This is a genomic window from Cupriavidus nantongensis (assembly GCF_001598055.1).
GTDB lineage: Bacteria > Pseudomonadota > Gammaproteobacteria > Burkholderiales > Burkholderiaceae > Cupriavidus > Cupriavidus nantongensis.
Window position 1 is genome coordinate 1,038,610 of sequence record NZ_CP014844.1, and the last position, 18,089, is coordinate 1,056,698.

At 67.2% G+C, this 18,089-nt stretch carries 17 protein-coding genes; 3 read left to right on the forward strand and 14 right to left on the reverse strand.

What is annotated here, in order from left to right; all coding sequences use genetic code 11:
• Positions 1-55: 55 nt before the first annotated feature.
• From cpaB to A2G96_RS04740, 6 genes are all read right to left on the reverse strand, one after another.
• The gene (cpaB, locus tag A2G96_RS04715) at positions 56-895 is read right to left on the reverse strand and encodes a Flp pilus assembly protein CpaB (protein ID WP_062797224.1); all 840 of its coding nucleotides are present in this window, start codon (positions 893-895) and stop codon (positions 56-58) included.
• A gap of 44 nt (positions 896-939) precedes the next feature.
• On the reverse strand, positions 940-2,358 hold the full coding sequence (locus A2G96_RS04720; protein WP_062797226.1) for a P-loop NTPase family protein: 1,419 nt from the start codon (positions 2,356-2,358) through the stop codon (positions 940-942).
• A gap of 74 nt (positions 2,359-2,432) precedes the next feature.
• Positions 2,433-2,966 (reverse strand): A24 family peptidase, encoded by a 534-nt coding sequence (locus tag A2G96_RS04725; protein WP_062797228.1) that lies wholly within the window; start codon positions 2,964-2,966, stop codon positions 2,433-2,435.
• A 70-nt stretch (positions 2,967-3,036) separates the two neighbouring features.
• Complete coding sequence (locus A2G96_RS04730; protein WP_062797230.1) at positions 3,037-3,210, reverse strand: Flp family type IVb pilin; 174 nt, start codon at positions 3,208-3,210, stop codon at positions 3,037-3,039.
• Between the two features lie 83 nt (positions 3,211-3,293).
• Positions 3,294-3,482, reverse strand: coding sequence for a Flp family type IVb pilin (locus A2G96_RS04735; protein WP_062797232.1), 189 nt, complete (start codon positions 3,480-3,482; stop codon positions 3,294-3,296).
• Positions 3,483-4,729: 1,247 nt separating this feature from the next.
• A complete protein-coding gene (locus tag A2G96_RS04740; RefSeq protein WP_062797234.1) occupies positions 4,730-6,199 on the reverse strand; it encodes a hypothetical protein in 1,470 nt (489 codons plus the stop codon).
• Positions 6,200-6,968: 769 nt separating this feature from the next.
• Between A2G96_RS04740 and A2G96_RS04750 the strand changes: the two genes are divergently transcribed.
• Complete coding sequence (locus A2G96_RS04750; protein WP_062797240.1) at positions 6,969-7,991, forward strand: glycosyltransferase family 2 protein; 1,023 nt, start codon at positions 6,969-6,971, stop codon at positions 7,989-7,991.
• Between the two features lie 36 nt (positions 7,992-8,027).
• Here A2G96_RS04750 and A2G96_RS04755 read toward each other — a convergent pair whose 3' ends face one another.
• The 4 genes from A2G96_RS04755 to A2G96_RS04775 form a co-directional block, all read right to left on the reverse strand.
• Positions 8,028-8,417: a GtrA family protein gene (locus A2G96_RS04755; RefSeq protein ID WP_062797243.1), complete on the reverse strand. Its 390-nt coding sequence runs from the start codon at positions 8,415-8,417 to the stop codon at positions 8,028-8,030.
• Positions 8,414-9,148: a class I SAM-dependent methyltransferase gene (locus A2G96_RS04760; RefSeq protein ID WP_062797245.1), complete on the reverse strand. Its 735-nt coding sequence runs from the start codon at positions 9,146-9,148 to the stop codon at positions 8,414-8,416. The genes A2G96_RS04755 and A2G96_RS04760 overlap by 4 nt, the downstream gene beginning before the upstream one ends.
• A gap of 30 nt (positions 9,149-9,178) precedes the next feature.
• Positions 9,179-10,555 (reverse strand): sigma-54 dependent transcriptional regulator, encoded by a 1,377-nt coding sequence (locus tag A2G96_RS04765; RefSeq protein WP_062797247.1) that lies wholly within the window; start codon positions 10,553-10,555, stop codon positions 9,179-9,181.
• Positions 10,556-11,676: 1,121 nt separating this feature from the next.
• Complete coding sequence (locus A2G96_RS04775; protein ID WP_062797251.1) at positions 11,677-12,657, reverse strand: LysR substrate-binding domain-containing protein; 981 nt, start codon at positions 12,655-12,657, stop codon at positions 11,677-11,679.
• Between the two features lie 81 nt (positions 12,658-12,738).
• Between A2G96_RS04775 and A2G96_RS04780 the strand changes: the two genes are divergently transcribed.
• Positions 12,739-14,037 (forward strand): MFS transporter, encoded by a 1,299-nt coding sequence (locus A2G96_RS04780; RefSeq protein ID WP_062802061.1) that lies wholly within the window; start codon positions 12,739-12,741, stop codon positions 14,035-14,037.
• A gap of 16 nt (positions 14,038-14,053) precedes the next feature.
• Here the strand turns inward: A2G96_RS04780 and A2G96_RS04785 are convergent, their stop codons facing one another.
• The 4 genes from A2G96_RS04785 to hemL all read right to left on the reverse strand — a co-directional run bounded on the left by A2G96_RS04785 (position 14,054) and on the right by hemL (position 17,479).
• Entirely contained in the window at positions 14,054-14,557 is a 504-nt protein-coding gene (locus A2G96_RS04785; RefSeq protein ID WP_062797253.1) for a TPM domain-containing protein, read from the reverse strand.
• A 20-nt stretch (positions 14,558-14,577) separates the two neighbouring features.
• On the reverse strand, positions 14,578-15,444 hold the full coding sequence (locus tag A2G96_RS04790) for a TPM domain-containing protein (protein ID WP_062797255.1): 867 nt from the start codon (positions 15,442-15,444) through the stop codon (positions 14,578-14,580).
• Between the two features lie 14 nt (positions 15,445-15,458).
• Positions 15,459-16,085, reverse strand: coding sequence for a LemA family protein (locus A2G96_RS04795; RefSeq protein ID WP_062797256.1), 627 nt, complete (start codon positions 16,083-16,085; stop codon positions 15,459-15,461).
• 101 nt (positions 16,086-16,186) lie between these two features.
• The gene (hemL, locus tag A2G96_RS04800; RefSeq protein WP_062797257.1) at positions 16,187-17,479 is read right to left on the reverse strand and encodes a glutamate-1-semialdehyde 2,1-aminomutase; all 1,293 of its coding nucleotides are present in this window, start codon (positions 17,477-17,479) and stop codon (positions 16,187-16,189) included.
• A gap of 241 nt (positions 17,480-17,720) precedes the next feature.
• On the opposite strand from hemL, the gene A2G96_RS04805 reads away from it, so the two are divergent.
• Complete coding sequence (locus A2G96_RS04805) at positions 17,721-17,891, forward strand: rubredoxin (protein WP_010813017.1); 171 nt, start codon at positions 17,721-17,723, stop codon at positions 17,889-17,891.
• Positions 17,892-18,089 lie beyond the last annotated feature (198 nt).

The following is an 18,089-nucleotide window of genomic DNA, read 5'->3' on the forward strand; positions in this document are numbered from 1 at the left end:
CCCCGGAGAGGCTGGGTTGCAGCTCAGGATTTCTCGGATGCCATGGTGCCGGCGTTCAGAAGCACTCGACGCCGCCCTGCATGCCTGCCAGCACGCCGATGCAGGTGCCGCGCGCGGGGGCTGCCGCCACCGTGCGCGTCTTGACCACGGTGCGGGTCTCGGTCTTGGTCACGACCTTGGCCGGCGCCTCCGGTGCCTTGCCCAGCAGCGTGCCCTTGGTGGCGCCGCCGGTGCTGATGTCGGCCACGTCCAGCTGGTTGCGCAGCACCAGCGAGAGCGTGCCCACGCTGCGCGCCACGTCGAGCTTCTCGGCCTGCTCGGGCGTGACTTCCAGCGTCACGGCGTTGACTACCTTGGGCTGGGTCTCGTCGCGGCTGACCTGCTGCGCGACCGCCAGCACCAGGATCTTCTCGAGCACGATCTTCGAGATGCTGCTGTTCTGGTTGGTCTTCGCTTCTTCGTTGGTGTTGACGATCACGTCGACGTAGTTGCCCGGCAGCGCGAAGCCGGCCACGCCGACTACATCGTTGACGCGAACCGTGATGGCGCGCTTGCCATCGTTGATCACCGCCGACAGCCCGCCCTTGGTGCCGACCGGTGCCAGCTTGGCGTCGAGAACGGGTTCGCCGCGTTGCAGGCTGGTGCGGACCACGCGTCCTTCCAGCGCCTTCAGGTCAGTGAAGGCGCCGGGCGGCACGCTGCCCGCCGGCCAGCTGACCATGCGCAGCTGGGCGCCGTTGAGCGGCTGGCCCAGATTGAGGTCGTTGGCCGCCACCACCACCTGTTTGACCGAGCCGGAGGACTGCTGGACCAGCCATCGCGACGCCGATACCACTGCCGCCACGCCGGCGACCAGGGCGATCAGCAGCATCAGGATTGCGCGTGTGTTCTTCATGATGACTCTCCCCTACAGTTGTCCCGAGTATTTGGTAGTGCAGTTCAGCTGGCGGCGCGGTGATCGCCCGCCCATCGGTGCGTCGTGTCCGGAGGCGGCATCGGGGCGACCGCGGTGCGCAACCCGTAGTAGCTCTGCCAGGCGGACAGCAGGCCGGCCTCGGTCACCTGCGCGGCGTGGCCGTGGTACCGCACGCCTGAATCCACCAGGCGCAGCAGGTCACGCGGGATGCAGGCAAGCAAGGGCGTATCGCTGGCGTAGTGCAGGTTGTCGACCAGGAAGTCGAAGACCGCGTCGGTGCTGGTCAGCCCGAACTCGGCGATGGTGCGGTGATACACCTCGCGGTAATCGTCCACCGACAACGGCCCCACATAAAGTTTGCTGCCCAGCCGGCGCAGGAAGGCATCGTCGCCCAGCGCCGTCGGCTCGAGATTGGTCGAAAACACCGGCCAGACATCGAACGGCACGGAGAAGCGCACGCCCGTGTTCAGCGTGAACATGTCGACGGACCGGTCCAGAGGCACGATCCAGCGGTTGAGCAGATCGGTGACACCGACCAGCTGGCGGCCCAGGTCATCGACGATGTAGATGCCGTTGTTGGCCTTCATGTGGGGGGGCGCCTGGTAGAAGCCCGACGTGCGGTCATAGCGCAGATCCAGCATCGACAGCGTCAGCTCGCCGCCGGAAAGCACCACCGGGCGATGGCACAGCGTCCAGCGCCGATCCAGCGAGCGGTGCGCCAGAGACGTCTCGCTGTCGTCGAAAGGAACATGGACAAGCGGGTCGAACACCTGGATGATTTCGCCGCCCACGGTGATGGCGTGTGGCACGGGCACCGCGCCGGGCAGCAGCGTACCGAGCCGTTGCGCCAGGTAGGTCTTGCCGCTGCCGGCCGGGCCGTAGATCATCAGCGCGCGGCAAGTGTTCAGCGCCATGCCGATCGAATCCAGCAGATGGACCGGAATCACCAGGTCATGGAAGGCCGCGGTGACGTCCGCCTTGGTCACGCTCGCGTGGCTGACCGAGTGATGCCTGACGGCATCGAGGTAGGCGTCCAGCGTGACCGGCGCCGTGCCGACATAGCTGCAGCGCGCCGCGGCTTCGGCAGCGCGTGCGTAGCCGGCATCGGTCAGGCGGAAGCGCACGTCCAGATCGCTGGCGCCACGGTGCGCGACTTCCAGCAGGCGCTCGCGCACGGCGACGGCGGCGATTTCATTGACCACCAGTGCCGGCAGCTTGAGCGTGTCGGTCAGTACCGCGAGCGTGACGGTGCGGTGCTGGTAGGCGGCCTTCATCAGCAGCCCGAGCAACTGCGCGACCTCAAGCCCGGTATCGGCAATCGTGCGCGGCAGCACGTGCCACGGCGGCAGCGGCATCGTGCCATGTTCGGCACGCACATTCCTGCCGGTCGCCACGGGCTCGAGGAGCCTTGGTGCATGACCTGTGTCGTGATGCTCGTTCATTGCCGTCCCCCGTTCCCTGTCAGTTCGTTCTTTTGCGGAAGGCGCTGCTGCTGCGGTGCGCCGCCTCGCTTATGTCATGTGCCTGCGAAGAGCACGGTGAGCGTTCCCGCGGCGATCGCCACGCCGTAGGGCATGGAGCCGGCGGACGCGCCGGCCTGTGGTGGTGTGGACCGGGAGCCAGGCGCCACCGAGGCTTTCAGCATGTGTCCCACGCGGGCGAGCGTGGTGCGCCCTTGTCCGGTCGCAAACACCTGGATCAGCGCCCACAGCCCGCCGATCACGAAAGTGGCCAGCGCGATCTTCAGTGCCATGCCGGCGCCCAGCCAGGCGCCCACGGCAGCCATCAGCTTGACGTCGCCGGCGGCCATGCCGCGCAGCATGTAGAAGGGCAGGAACAGTACCAGGCCCACCATCCAGCCCGACAGCCAGGCCAGTGCGCCGGCACTCAGTCCATGCATGGCTACCATCACGGGCAGCGCGGCGATCCACGCGCCGAAGGTCAGCCAGTTGGGAATGCGCCGCCGGTTCAGGTCGATCGCCGCGGCAGTGAGCACGATGCCGATCGTGGCGGGGCCGATGAAGGGCGCGAGGGCGGTGGCGGCTTGCATGGTGATGGGCGCTGGAGCTGGGTTGTCGTCAGGTATGAGCCGGCTGGACGCGGATCCGGATGCGGTTCTCTCAGGGCATCTTGCCGGCGATGCGCTCGTACATGCCTTGCACGGTTTCGCCGAGCGTCACCACGGTGCCGACAATGGCCATGGCGATCAGGCTGCCGAGCAACGCATATTCAATGGACGTGACACCGTGGTCGTCGCGCAGAAAGGCTGGTGCTCTGGCGATAAGCGTCGACATTTGGCGTCTCCGTTGTATGTGTGGGTTGGCCTGCGTGCCGCATGACCGCCCGGAGCCGGGCAGCCATGCGGGCTCGCCAGCTATCAGGCCGGCAGAGCGTTGGTGAGGGTGTCGCCGATGAAGTCGAAGATGATGTTCAGGTTCGTGCCGATCAGACGGACCGAAACGATGATCACGACGGCGATAAGCGCTGCAATCAGGCCGTATTCGATGGCGGTCACGCCGTCTTCGTCACGGATGAATTGCTTCAGCATGGTGGTCAGGTTTTGCATGACAGACTCCTTTGGTTGGGAACAAGCACTGCAGGACTACGGAACTGCGATAGGGCTCTGGATGGCACCGGATATCAGCGCCTGGAAACCCGGCAGCAGGGCGGGCGCAGATTGTGCAGGCATGGAACGGCCACCGGCCGGGACCGCCGTGCTCGATGCGCGGGTTGCGTGACTGCAGCCGGCGTAGCGCCGACGCATGCATGCAACGCGCGGCGCGCTGTACGTGGCCCGAGCGAGCCATACAACGGAATGGCGCGCTGCCGGTGCCTCTGGCGGCAGCAGCGTGGCCGGTCTTCCGGTGTGACATCGCAGGTGGGCGCACGACTGGCATGGTGAAGCTCCCCGTATCGTTCTTGGTTCGATGCCGGCGATCGTTGCGCCGGCATCGCGGCAGCCAGGACTGCGCTGCCGGATGCCTGGCATAGGCAAACGGCGGGCCAGGGCAGCGCAAACCGTTGTGACACAAGGGTTTGCGGGTAGCGCTACGCGGCCGCCGCGGGTTCGGCGGGCCCGCAGGCGGCATTCCGGCAAGGCTTCGTTGCTGGGCGGAAACGCGACACTGGCAAACCATTCGAAGCCCCGCCACGGACGCCCGCGATCGCCCAACGTGCTCGTGTGCGCAGGGCTGATGCGAGCGGGTCGGCATCTTCATCCATAAGCATGAAAAGGCGGTCGCGCGCAGGGGCGGCATGCATCACAAGCCGTAGTCTTCCTGCCTACCCTGACGCCCCGCGCCGCTGCGGGCCAGACTGAGGGATGAGGACGTTCTTTGAAGGGGCTGCGTTTCCGGATCGAAACGTTGCGAATGGGAAAGGGGATGCGAGATGGCCGGCAAATTTCGCGGACATGTCTTCGGAATCCTTGTGCGACAAGGCCTACAGCCCGGAGCGGCCGCTTGATTCAGCTTGGAAACACGAGGCGCGATGGCGGTTCGTGGCTGCAATCCCGGGACATGCATGCAGGCGCCTGTGAGCCAATGCAGGGGGACAGGCGGAATCGAAGGGGAAGCAGTTGAACACAGATGCTCCGCTGCAGAGCTGCGGGACCTGCAAGATGCAGAGGGCGGTGCAGTGCCGCGCGGAATGCGTAGTGCCTGCTCCGAGCGCGGCCGGGTCGCCGGCAACGCTGCCTGTTGTGGACGGCGAAGCATGACGCGACAGCGTGGGCCATGGCGGCCTTGGCCGTGCCGAACCGGGGGCCGCGTATCCAGCTAGCGGGATACGCGCAGGAGCATGCTGAAGACTGCCCTAACGTGCGCGGACGTAGGCGACTGCGACATCATCCTGATGGACCTTGCGCCACGCTGGCAGACCATCGAGCCACTTGGCCGCAGGACTACCGGGTTCCAGAACTGCCCAACGGATCTGGTATCGGTCGAACATGGCCTGCAGGACGCTGGCATCGCCGGAATAGGCCGCCATATACCTTCGCACGAAGTCGTCGCCGTAGAGGTCGGCGCGGCCGTCGATGAGCGGAGGAATGCCGGAGAAAATAAGGTAGCCACCGAAGTTGTAGCTGTTGAAGACCGGCCCGCCTCCGCCGGCCGCCATGGCCGCGGAGACGGCCTCGCGCGGCTGTATGCGCCGATGGTCGTGTTCGATGCCTTTGGCAAGCAGGATGATACTGACCATGAACAATGCCAGGCACAACGCGGTCACGATCCGAAGCAACGGTGCCGAGAGGCGCAGCTTGATCTCCGGACGGATCGCCGCGCGCAACTGGGGCCCGACGCTCGGCATCAGCAACAGCGGGGCAAGCAGCCCGAGCAGTTCGGCATAGCGTGCCGCGGTCAGCGCCAGGTGGACCAGCCCGAAGCACATCACGATCCGCATCGCAGGGAGCCGGAAGCCGAAATAGAGCGCGCCGAACAGCACAAAGCCAAGCCACAGCTCGACCGGCTGCACCAGCCGGAAGTCAGGTGCCTTCCATTCGCCGATCACGCTGAGCGTATAGCTCATGCCGGAGACGTGGAACGGAAATAGCAGGCCATCCACGCCGTGCGGTGTCAGCAGACCAGCGACGACGGTCCCTGCGAGAAAGGGCGTCCACGCCTTTGCGCTCTGGAGCGGTTGCCTTTCGGTGAGGACGGCTTCGGCGGCGAGGGCGGCTGCCAGGCCGATGCCGAGCAGGAAACTGCCATGCAGGTTGGCCCACGCCAGCATGACTAGCAGCAGCCACAGGCTCGGCCGCCTGTTTTGCTGGCGCGCCATCACCAGCTGCGCGGTCCAGATCACCATCAGCGGCCAGGCCATTGCGTGGGGGCGGGCGACCAGGTGCTGGGCCAGCGTCAGGAAGGCGAGCAGGGTTCCACTGAACCCGTGCAGCGGTTCGATATAGCGCAACAGGAACCGCAACAGTACGGTCAGCGTGATGGCGGTCGCCAGCGCGGTGACCAGCACCGGCCCGGCCCAGCCGAGCCAGGCATGGGAGGCGGCAAGGATGACTTCGGCCAGCCATTCATGTGGGACCCACTTGGCACCGTGAAACGAGAAGGAGAATGGATCGGTGGATGGCACTGCCAGGTTGGCAAGCATCCATTTGCCGGCGGCGATGTGCCAGAACGTATCCGCGTCCACCAGCAGGCGGGCGCCGGCGAATGAGATGAGCGAGAACACGCTGAGGCCGTAGAGCGCGGGCCAGAACCACTGCTGCCTGGCGCACTGCTGGAGCAGGGTGTCCGTGCCAGTTGCCCCGATCGAAGTGATATTGGCTTTCATGGTGTCTCGCGATGGCTTCGATGATTGGCCGTTCCCGTCCGTCCGGCGCGCACTTCCCCAATGCGGCCCGCGGGCGCGTTACCTGGTTGCAAGGAGTGCGCCATTGGCGGAGAGGCCTTGGTTCTCCGTGGTTTTTGAGGTTGGCGCGCAGGGCCGGTTCGGCTTGATGGCGATAGATCGTGACCATCGTTTCCTCTTCGAATCGTGCTTAATTTCTTGTTGAACGACGGACTGTGAACGGAGATGGCGATGTGCCGCCGCTTCTGTGCCGAAAGGATGAGCCGGATCGCGCTGCACACTGTGCCTTTGGCCGAGCTGACCACGAAAAGAAGTGGCTTCGTCATGGCGCATCGGGCTTTGCCAGGCCAAGGCGGGCCCGCACGCGGCGTTTCAGGCGAGAAACGCGCACGGATGGCGCTGGCATGGCAGACGTCGCTCGAGACCCGCGTGAACCTAAAGGTCATGCGGGCCCGCACTCGAATCGGGTCGTGATTCAAGCTGGAAACGCTCGCGCAAGGCGGATTTGTGCTGTTGATCAGCGGACGTCGGCAGCGCTTGTATATCGCTGGTTGGCTGACCAGAATGAAGCTATGCATCGATGCGTCGCCGCTGCATTTCCGGATGCAACGCCGCCGATAGCAGGGCTCGGCAGGACGGGCATTACACAACGTGCAATGCCACCCGGCAGCCAAGTCGATAACAAGACCAAGCGCAGGACAGCGCAGGCACGAAGACATCCACCTGCGCCACGCCGTCCGGGGAGAACATCATGTCGGGTCCATACGAAAGCAGGCTGCTGTCTCTTGTAGTGCCCTGCTACAACGAATCCGAGAGCATCGACCAATTCTTCGCCAGCGTGATGCCGGTACTCGAATCCCTCGACGCCCTCCGCTTCGAGATCGTGCTGGTGAACGACGGCAGCACCGACGACACGCTGGACCAACTGATCGCCCATTCGCACCGCGACCCGCGCGTGCGCGTGGTGGACCTGACGCGGAACTTCGGCAAGGAGGCGGCCCTGACCGCGGGCCTTGACGAGGCCCTGGGCGATGCGGTGATTCCCATCGACGCCGACCTGCAGGATCCGCCCGCGCTGATCCCCGAACTGGTCAGGCGCTGGCGCGAAGGCGCCGAGGTGGTGCTGGCGCAGCGCAGCAGTCGCGCCTGCGATTCATGGCTCAAGCGCGTGACGGCAGGTGCCTACTACCGCGTCCATAACCGGCTGTCGGACCAGAAGCTGCCGGTGAATGTAGGGGATTTCCGACTGATGGACCGGGTCGTGGTCAACGCCCTCAAGCAGATGCCGGAGCGCCGCCGCTTCATGAAAGGCCTGTTCGCCTGGGTCGGCTACCGCACCGTGATCGTGCCCTATGAGCGCGAGCCCCGCAGCGCCGGGCATTCCAAGTTCTCCGGCTGGCGCCTGTGGAACTTCGCGCTCGAGGGCATCACCAGCTTCAGCACCATGCCGCTGCGCAGCTGGACCTATATCGGCGTGGCGATCGCCCTGGGAGCATTCGGCTACGGTGCCTTTATCGTGGCGCGCACGCTGGTGCTGGGCATCGATGTGCCGGGCTATGCGTCGCTGCTGTCGGCGCTGCTGTTTCTCGGCGGCATCCAGCTGATCGGCCTGGGGGTGGTGGGCGAGTATGTCGGCCGCATCTACGACGAGGCCAAGGGCCGGCCGATCTACCTGGTGCGGCGCCGCTACCAGGAGACGGGGCAAAGCCGGAGCATGACGTCGGCACGGCGCGTGATCCGCATCGATCGCGGGCAAGTCAGTAACGGCCGCTGAAGCTCAATGCCACCGCCGCCGAGACCCTGCCGCGAATCAATCGCGGTAGGTCCAGACCCGGTGCAGCAGGTAGGTGAACACCGGCACGGTCAGCACCACACCCGCCAGCCCCGCCCAATAGCTGGCGCCGAGCCGTTGCGCGGTCCAAGAGATACCCACGGTCAACGCCAGGCCCAGCAGCGAGACGCCCGCAAAGCGTCGCAGGGTGCGGTGGCGCAAGCGTGAAGAAAAACTCCACAAGGTGTTGAGCAGGTACGAGCACGCCGTCGCGCAGACGAAGGCGACGCAGTTGGCCACCACGGGCGAAGCATCGAGCGCGTTGATCAGCGTGGCCGTGATGGCGACATGCACGCCGGTCGAGGTGGCGCCGGAAAACAGGAACCGCGTGAATTGGCGCAGTCCCGGCGCGGTGCCGCCGGCGTTCACGATGCGCGCAGCACGGCCATCAGCGAAATGCCGAATGGCAGCGACCCGTGCGCGAGCCAGTGGCGCTCGGTGCGGAATACGCGGTGCAGCACGTGGTTGACCGGCGCGGCCGGCAGGCCGGCGCCGGTCGCGTGGCAGCTGCCACGCAGCCGGTCGCCCATGCGCGCGGCGACGGCCAGCGGGAACAGCATCGTGTTGAAATACGACATCCGCTCCACGTGCAGCCCGCAACGGCTGGCCAGCGCGTGCAGCGCGCGCTTGCTGTAGCGGCGCTGGTGATGCAGGAAGACGTCGTGCGCGCTCCATAGCCACTGGTAGGCGGGCACGGTAATGAAGACCGCGCCGCCCGCCTTCATCAGCCTGGCCGCGCAGTCGAGCGAGCCGGCATCGTCGGCGATATGTTCGAGGCAGTCGAGCAGGCAGACCAGGTCGAAGCTGCGCTCGGCGAACGGCATCTGGTCGGGGCACTTGCCGTGGCGCAGGTCGCAGGTGTCGCCGGCTTTTTCTCGTGCCAGGCGCAGCGCGGTGTCGTCCATTTCCACCGCGCTGACCCTGCCGAACTGCGACAGCATCGCCAGGTTGCCGCCGGTGCCTGCGCCGATCTCGAGGATAGCCGCGTGGCGCGGCAAGGCCAGGCCGGAGAGGATGGTGGCGACGATCTCGCGCCGGCCACGGAACCACCAGTGGCTGGCCTCGGTGTCGGCCATCTCGAGGTAGGCGTCAGGGGACATGGGGCGATCCTTCGGTGGGATAAATCGATGCTAGCCCTGCACGCAGATCAACCCCAGGTCTCCCTTCTTCACCTGCAGCTTGTAGTCGCGCATCAGCCGGAACAGCGTCACCCGCGAGATCCCGAGTTCGGCGGCCACGTCGATCAGCCGTTCGTGGTGCCGCTGCAGCGCTTCGACGATGGCGTTCTGTTCGGCGGCCTCGCGGATCGCGGCCAGCGTCAGCGGGCGGTCGTCGGCGGGTGTGGCCAGCTCCAGATCTTCGGGCTGGATCACGCCGTCTTCGCACATCGCCGCGGCGTGGCGGATGCGGTTGATCAGCTCGCGCACATTGCCGGGCCAGGTGTGCAGCTGGATCGCGCGCAGCGCCAGCGGCGAGAAGCCGCGGATGCGCGCCGGCGACTGCTTGCGCACGGTCTCGAGCACGTGTTCGGCGATCAGCAGGATGTCGCTGCCGCGCTCGCGCAGCGGGGGCTGGCGCACGCGCAGCACGCACAGCCGATGGTACAGGTCGCCGCGGAAACGCTCGGCCGCGATCGCGGCTTCCAGGTCGACGTGGGTGGCGGAGATGATGCGCACATCGACCTCGACCGATTCGGTGCCGCCGAGCCGCTCGATGCGCCCGGTCTCCAGAAAGCGCAGCAGGCTGGTCTGGCTTTCGATCGGCATGTCGCCGATTTCATCGAGAAACAGCGTGCCGCCCTGCGCCATCTCGATACGGCCGGGCTTGCGCTTGGTGGCGCCGGTGAAGGCGCCGCGCTCGTAGCCGAACAGTTCCGACATCAGCAGCGTGGGCGGGATCGCCGCGCAGTTGACCGCGATGAACGGGCGCGAGGCCCGCGCCGAGGCGCGGTGGATGGCCTGCGCGGCGAGTTCCTTGCCGGTGCCGGACTCGCCCGAGATCAGCACCGGCGTGTCCCAGCGCGATACCTTCTCGATGCCGCGGAACAGCGACTGCATCGCCGGGCAGCTGCCGATCATGCCGTCAGGGCGTGCCGTGCGCGGGGCCTCATGCTGGGCGCCGGGACGCAGGCGGGCCATGCCGAGTGCGTGGCCGAGGGCTTCCGCCAGGCGCGAGTGATCGAGCGGGGCGGTGTGGTAGTCGACGAAATACAGGCCGAGCAGGCGGCGCGCGGTCTCGCTCAGTGCATGCTGGCCGGCGACGATGCCGATCCAGCCGATATGCCGCTGCGCCAGCCAGGGCTCGAAGGCTTCCAGTTCGACATCGCTGAAAGCGCCTTGCAGGTCCAGCAGCGCGGCCAGCGGCTGGTTGCTTTGCGGCAGGGCCTGCAGGTCCTGCAGGTTCGACGCGAAGATGATTTTCCAGCCGCGCTGGGCGAACAGCCGGCACAGTGTGGCGTCATGGTGCTGCGACAGGTACAGCAGCGGGCGGTTGGCGTACGCGCTCATGAGATTTCCCCGGATTCTTGTTTTTTGCGGAACTGGCGGCCGGCACGGCCGGCCGCTCGTTCCGTTGGCTCTAAGGCTTGCGCCGGCGCATCGTGGCGATGCGGCGCGGCGCGCTCCCCAATTTCTGTTGTTCCACCCCGTTCTTGTCCGGGCACACCGGCATGCCGGCTTGCCGCGGGATTCAGGTGGCACGGACCGCTTGCTTGTGCTCACGGCCCGTGCGCCTGAATGACCTCCGCCTTATCTTGTCGACCCCCATGTCATGGCGGGTGCCGATGCGGGCCAGTTCCTGCCGCGTGGCCCCCGCTTACAGCGCCAGTCCAATTCCCGCCCTGGGTTGCGGGGTCGTCCTGAAACTGATCCTCGGCGAACGCGTGCCAGTATGTTTGCCGCTCTCGTTTCAGACTTCCCCTTTGTTCCGGGCTTCTGTTCGCGCCGACATATCTGCGACGAATGTGCCATGGCGGGATAAGTCATTGAAAATAAAGGGAACTTGTTGTTGTGAACGGCGCACCGCGGGATCGGCGCAAACGAAAACGTTCCGCTCTTGATACGCAGCGCGCCATCCGCGTGTTGCATCGCAAAAAACTTCCAAATGACAAAGGGATGTATCAGACACCTGATCCGAGCCGCCGGTGGACGCCGAGGCATTTTTCCTGCGCCATGCCCACCTGAATGAGGGAGTGCAAAATTCGAAATGCTCACGATGAAGGGCTCCGATACTGCACCTCGACACCCCTCGAAACAGTTTCATTTCCGATACAAGGATTTAAAGGGCATACATCTTCCGCTGACATGGGGCGGCACCACGGACCTCAACCTTTTGGTGCCGGGCACGCGCCGGCAGGCGCGGCGGGATGGAGGCTACGGGCCCGTTGACAAGCCTTCGAACGAATCGCGACGAGGCGGCTCACCCGCTTCTCATCTGTTTGGATGGGGCGTGCAAGTTTTTCATTGTGGCGGGCACGCTGAACCGAATGGTTGCATCGGTGAAACTCGCCCGTCGTGCCGACGCGCTCGATTTGCAGGCGGCGGTTCGGCTTGTGCAGGCGCCAAGCCCTTGATCTGGCTGGGCTAGACGAAAATGATTCGTATTGCCAACTTGGCCGCGCCAAACAATTTCACGGATGAAACTGCCCGGCATTGCCGGAGACGACGGCAGGCGCCTGTGCGCCTTCGAGCCGCACCTGTTCCTGCAGCCAGGCATGGAACTGCTGGATGGCCTTTTCGCGCGGGTTGCCCTCGCGCCAGGTCACCCAGTAATGCAGGCTCGACGGGATCCGGGTGGGGCCGATCTGCACCAGCTCGCCGCTGGCCAGGTAGTCGTGCGCCAGCTGCGCGCGCGCCGTCGCCACGCCCAGGCCGGCCACGGCGGACTGCAGCATCAGGCCGGCGTCCTGGAAGATCGGGCCGCGCTCCGGTTCGTCGCCGGGCAGGCCGGCGGCCTCGAGCCAGTCGCGCCAGGGGCGCAGGGCAAAGCGCAGCATCGGCAGGCGCGGCACGTCGGCCAGCGTAAAGCCCGGATAGCGCGCCAGCAGCGCCGGGCTGGCCACCGCGATCACGTGGTCTTCGATCAGGTTGTGGCACTCGAAGCCGGGCAGGTCGATGCGCTGGTGCCAGATGCCGACGTCGACGCTGTACGGGTCCGGCGGCGTGATCTCGGCGTGCAGCCGCAGGTGCAGGTCTAGCGACGGCACCTGGGCGTGCAGGCTGGGCAGGCGGCGGATCAGCCAGGCATTGGCGAGGTCGGCCATCACGCTGACCTGCAGCCGGATCACCGGCGGCGCCGCACTGTTGCCGGCCTCGCGCAACGCGCTTTCGATGTCGTCGAGCGCGCCGCGCACCTGTTCGGCCAGCCGCGCGCCCACGCTGGTGGGCGCCATCTGGCTTCCGCTGCGCTGGAACAGCTTGGTGCCCAGGCTGGCTTCCAGCGCGCGGACATGGTGGCTGATGGCGCTGTGGGTCAGGGCCAGCTCCTCGGCCGCGCGCGAGAAGCTGCGATGGCGCGCGGCGGCCTCCAGTGCTCGCAGCGCTTGCAGCGGCGGCAGGTGGACGGGGTGACGGGCGGGACGCGGGGCGGGTCTGGCGGGGGCTTTGGCCATGGCCGTCAAATTTTACTCACAATTGCCGCGGGTATCTTTCGTTGGCTTTGCACCGGGATGGGGAAGACAATGCATGCCATCATGACGACTTCGACTTCCAACTTGTCTTCCGTGCCCTCGCAGCCCTCGCACCAGCAACCGGCCGCCGGCGCGGCGGCCAGCGCGCGCTGGCGCGTGCTGGTGGTGTTTTCGCTGGGCTTCCTGGTGTCCTATGTGTTCCGCGGCGTCAACCTGGGCTTTGCGCCGCACCTGACGCGCGAACTCGGCCTCAATGCCGGCGACCTGGGCCTGCTCACCAGTTTCTATTTCCTTGGCTTTGCCTGCGCCCAGCTGCCGGCGGGCATCCTGCTGGACCGCTACGGCCCGCGCCGCACCGAGGCGGCGATGCTGCTGGTGGCGGTGGCCGGCTCGCTGGTGTTCGCGCTCGCGCCCGGCATGGCCGGGCTGGCCGCGGGCCGGCTGCTGATCGGCGTGGGCGTGTCGGTGTGCCTGGGCGCCGCGATCCAGGCGCTGTCGATGTGGTTCCCGCTGTCGCGCATGCCTTTGCTCAACGGTGTGGTGATGGCTATCGGAGGCCTGGGTGCGGTGCTGGTCGGCACGCCGCTGTCGTGGCTGCTGTCGCTGACCGACTGGCGCACGGTCAGCATCGGCCTGGCCGGCGTGTCGCTGGCGATGGCGGCGCTGCTGTGGTTCAGCGCGCCCGACAAGCCCCGCGTCGGCAAGGAAAGCCTGCGCGAGCAGCTGCGCGGCACGCGCCAGATCCTGGGCAGCGAACGCTTCTGGCGCGTGGTGCCGCTGACGCTGCTCAACCAGGGCGTATTCCTGGCGGTGCAGACGCTGTGGGTGGGCGCCTTCCTGCGCGATGTGCCGGGCTACGATGCGGGCACCAGCGCGCGGCTGGTATCGGTGATCGGCTTTGCCATGATGGCCGGCTGCGTCGGCTCGGGCTGGGCCGCGCGCTACCTGGAGCGCCTGGGCGTCAGCCTCTATGCCTTTGCCGGCGCCGGCATGACCGGCTTTATCGTGGTCCAGCTGCTGCTGATGGCGCAGGTGCCGCTGCCGCCGGTGCTGCTGTGGGCAGCCTATGGCGTGTTCGGCTCGAGCGGCATCCTGACCTATGCGGTGCTGGCGCGCAGCTTCCCGGATGCGCTGATCGGGCGCGCTACCACGGCGCTGACGCTCACCGTGTTTCTCTCCACCTTTGCCTGCCAGGTGGGCGTTGGCTTCGTGCTGGACCTGTGGCCTGCCAGCGGCGGCCATTACCCGAAGGCGGCGCACCTGGCGGCGTGGGCCGGACTGGTGACGCTGCAGGCGCTGGCGGCGGTGTGGTATGCGCTGGGCGGGCGGCGCGCTCGCCGCGAGGCGGCTGCCGCAAGCTGATCCGGGGTGCTACGGATTACAAAAACACCGGCCGATCATCCAGCTCGTTCGGGTTATGCCCGCCATCCGACGGGAAGTGCGTGGCCAGCAGGCCATGGATGCGCGCCACCGTGACCAGCACCGGCCGCACCGACAGGTCCTGCCTGAGCCCCTGTGCCAGTTCGTCGCACAGTTCGCGCCAGGTGGCGGGCCCCACGCTGGCGTCGATGCCGCGGTCGGCCAGCAGTTCGACGGCGTGGTCGGCCAGGTTGATGTAGAGCAGCACGCCGGTCTTGTCCGCGGTGTTCCAGACTTCGAGCGCGCCGAACAGGAAGCGCGCGCGCTCGCGCGGCGTGACGCCGGCCCAGGCGTCGCCGACCGGCAGGCTGGCCTCGATCACCACGCGGATCTCGCCGCGGTGGCTGGATTCGCCGGCGTGCACTGCGTGGTGCAGCTGCTGTTGCGCTTCGGGCGGAAAGTGCCTGCGCGCGGTGCCGGCGGTGGTGGCGATATGGTGCAGGGCGCGTTTGAGATGCGGCATGGTCGTCGTTCCTCGTGCTGTCACCAGTTGCCGGACGCGCCGCCGCCGTCGAAGCCGCCGCCGCCCCCGCCGCCAAAGCCACCGAAGCCTCCGCCGCTGCCACCGCCGCCGCCAAAGCCGCCGCCCCAGCCGCCGCTGCGCCGGCCCCAGTCGTGCCCGATGGTATAGCCGCCCAGCCCGCCGAGGCCGCCGGCGATCACGTCGCGGCCGCGCCGGGTGGTGACGATCTGCGGCCCGCGCCGGCGCAGGATGGCGCTCAGGAAGAAGAACACGATGATCGCCAGCGGCAGCAGCGCCGGCAGCCATTCATCCAGCGCCGAGGCTTGCTGCGCCTTGCGCTGCGGCGCCGCCAGGCCCTCCTTGTCGATGGTGGCCTGGATCGCCGAGATGCCGGCCGCGAGCCCGCCGTAGAAGTCGTTCTGGCGGAAGTGGGGCGCCATCACATCCTGCAGGATGCGCTTGGACATGGCGTCGGTCAGCGAGCCCTGCACGCCCCGGCCCACCTCCAGCCGCATCTTGCGTAGGCCGGGCGGATTGTCCTTGGCGATCAGCACGATCACGCCGTCGTCGATGCCCTGGCGCCCGGCGCGCCAGGCGTCGGCCACGCGTATGCTGTAGGCGTCGATCGGCTCCGGATCGGTGGTGGGCACCATCAGCACGAAGATCTGGCTGCCGCGCTGTTGCTCGTATTCGGCCAGCACGTTCTCCAGCGCGCCGCGCTGCTGGGGCGTCAGCGTGCCGGTCAGGTCGGTGACGCGCTGGGTCAGCGGTGGCACCGCGACGAAACCGTCGGCCGCCAGCGCCGGGCCGCCCAGCAGGGCCGCCAGCCACAACAGGGCGGCGGCGAGCCAGCCGTGCACGTGGAACCAACGCCGGGGGTGGCGCATCGCTGCCATGCCGGTCAGAACTTGACCGCGGGCGGCGTGGAGATGGCCTTCTCGTTTTCCACGGTGAACGAAGGCTTGACCGGGTACTTGAAGATCATCGCCGTCAGGTTGGTCGGGAAGCTGCGCGCCAGCACGTTGTACTGCTGCACGGCGGCGATATAGCGCTGGCGCGCCACGGTGATGCGGTTCTCGGTGCCTTCAAGTTGCGATTGCAGGTCGCGGAACGAGGCATCGGCCTTGAGCTGCGGGTAGTTCTCGGACACTGCCAGCAGCCGCGACAGCGCGCCGGACAGTTCGCCCTGCGCCTGCTGGAAGCGCTTGAAGGCTTCGGGGTCGTTCAGGGTTTCGGGCGAGACCTGGATGCTGGTGGCGGCGGCGCGTGCCTTGGTCACGGCTTCCAGCGTTTCGCGCTCGTGCGAGGCGTAGCCCTTGACGGTATTGACCAGGTTGGGAATCAGGTCGGCGCGGCGCTGGTACTGGTTGATGACTTCGCCCCAGGCCGCCTTGACCGCCTCGTCCTTGGCCTGGAAGTCGTTGTAGCCGCAGGCCGACAGCAGGCTGGCCATGACCGCCAGCACCAGCCAGCGCAACACGGACAGCGGCGAGCGGGTGGTCAGCGAAGAGGACGAGGATGCGCGCATCGGAGGCTCCGGCGATTGGACGAACTCCAAGTGTAGCGCACCGCCCTTGCCGTCACGCGTGGGCCGCCGGCGCAACCTGGCGCCGGGCGGGCCGCATGGCGTCAGGCCGCCGTGAAGGCCTTGCGCGCGGCGTCGAAGGTGGCGTCCAGGATGGCGTCGTCGTGCTGGGCGGAGACAAAGCCGGCTTCGAATGCCGACGGCGCCAGGTAGACGCCGTGCTCCAGCATGGCGTGGAAGAAGCGGTTGAAACGCGCGGTGTCGCTCTGCGTGACTTCGGCAAAGCTGCCGGGCACGCCGTCGCGGAAATAGAGGCCGAACATGCCGCCGACCGCATCCGCGGCGAACGGCACGCCCGCGGCCCGGGCGGCTTCGGCCAGGCCATCGGCCAGCTTGCGCGTTTGCGCGGCCAGGCGGTCATAGAAGCCGGGCGCCTGGATCAGCTTGAGCGTGGTCAGCCCCGCCGCCACCGCCAGCGGGTTGCCCGACAGCGTGCCGGCCTGGTACACGCCACCCAGCGGCGCCAGGCTGGCCATGATGTCGCGCCGTCCGCCGAAGGCCGCCGCCGGCATGCCACCGCCGATGACCTTGCCCAGGCAGGTCATGTCGGGGCGGATGCCGTAGTGCGCCTGCGCGCCGCCCAGCGCCACGCGGAAGCCGGTCATGACTTCATCGAAGATCAGCACCGCGCCATCGCGGCTGCACAGTTCGCGCATGGCCTGCAGGAAGGCAGCGCTGGCGCGCACCAGGTTCATGTTGCCGGCCACCGGCTCGACGATCACCGCGGCGATCTCGCCGGCATGCTTGGCGAAGGCCTGTTCCAGCTGCTCGACGTTGTTGTACTCCAGCACCATGGTGTGGCGCGTCACGTCGGCCGGCACGCCGGCCGACGACGGCGCATTGCGGGTGGTGTCGGCAAAGGTCAGCAGGCCGGAACCGGCCTTGACCAGCAGGCTGTCGGCGTGGCCGTGGTAGCAGCCTTCGAACTTGATGATCAGGTCGCGGCCGGTAAAGCCGCGCGCCAGGCGCAGCGCGCTCATGGTGGCTTCGGTGCCGGAAGAGACCAGGCGCACCTGCTCGATCGACGGCACCAGCTTGCAGATTTCCTCGGCCATGGTGATCTCGGCCTCGGTCGGGGCGCCGAACGAGAAGCTGTGCGCGGCGGTTTCCCGGACCGCGCGCACCACCTCCGGATGGGCATGGCCGACGATCATCGGGCCCCACGAGCCGATGTAGTCGATATAGCGCTGGCCGTCCGCGTCCCACATATACGCGCCCTCGGCGCGCGTGATGAAGCGCGGCGTGCCGCCCACCGAACGGAAGGCGCGCACGGGCGAATTGACGCCCCCGGGAATGGTCTGCTGGGCGCGGTCGAAAAGCTGCTGATTACGGGACATGGCGTTGAGGTGAGGACAGGACTGCAGGGATCGTGCTCGGCGGGCCTGGGCCCGGGCGTTGACATGCGGCAAAAACAGCGGAAGTTCGCTGCAATTGCCTGCCAATCCGGCGCTAACGAGCCGCTAACGGGAGCGAACACGGCGGAACTGGCCCGATTCCGGCCCTCGCGCGGCTGGCGCCGGCGGCACGGTTTCGGTACCATCTGCGCTGGATTTTAATGGAGAGTGGCCAGAGCCTGTTATGGAATACAAGACTTGGATGTGCCTGATCTGCGGCTGGATCTACGACGAAGCCGCAGGCGCGCCGGAAGACGGCATCGCCCCCGGCACCCGCTGGGAAGACGTGCCGATCAACTGGACCTGCCCGGAATGCGGCGCGCGCAAGGAAGATTTCGAGATGGTCGCGATCTGAGCGGCCACTATTTAGAAGAACGACAAAACGGCCGGCGTACCCGTCGCGCCGATGCGACAGAACGCCGCCGGGGGCTGGCCGCACCGGATTGACGGCCCCCCGGCGTCTTGTCACACTCTGTTGCAAAAATGACTGGCTGTCCCTCCGCCCGCGGCGGGGAGGGCGGCGGGCAGATGCGGGGATCACGCATCGCCACTG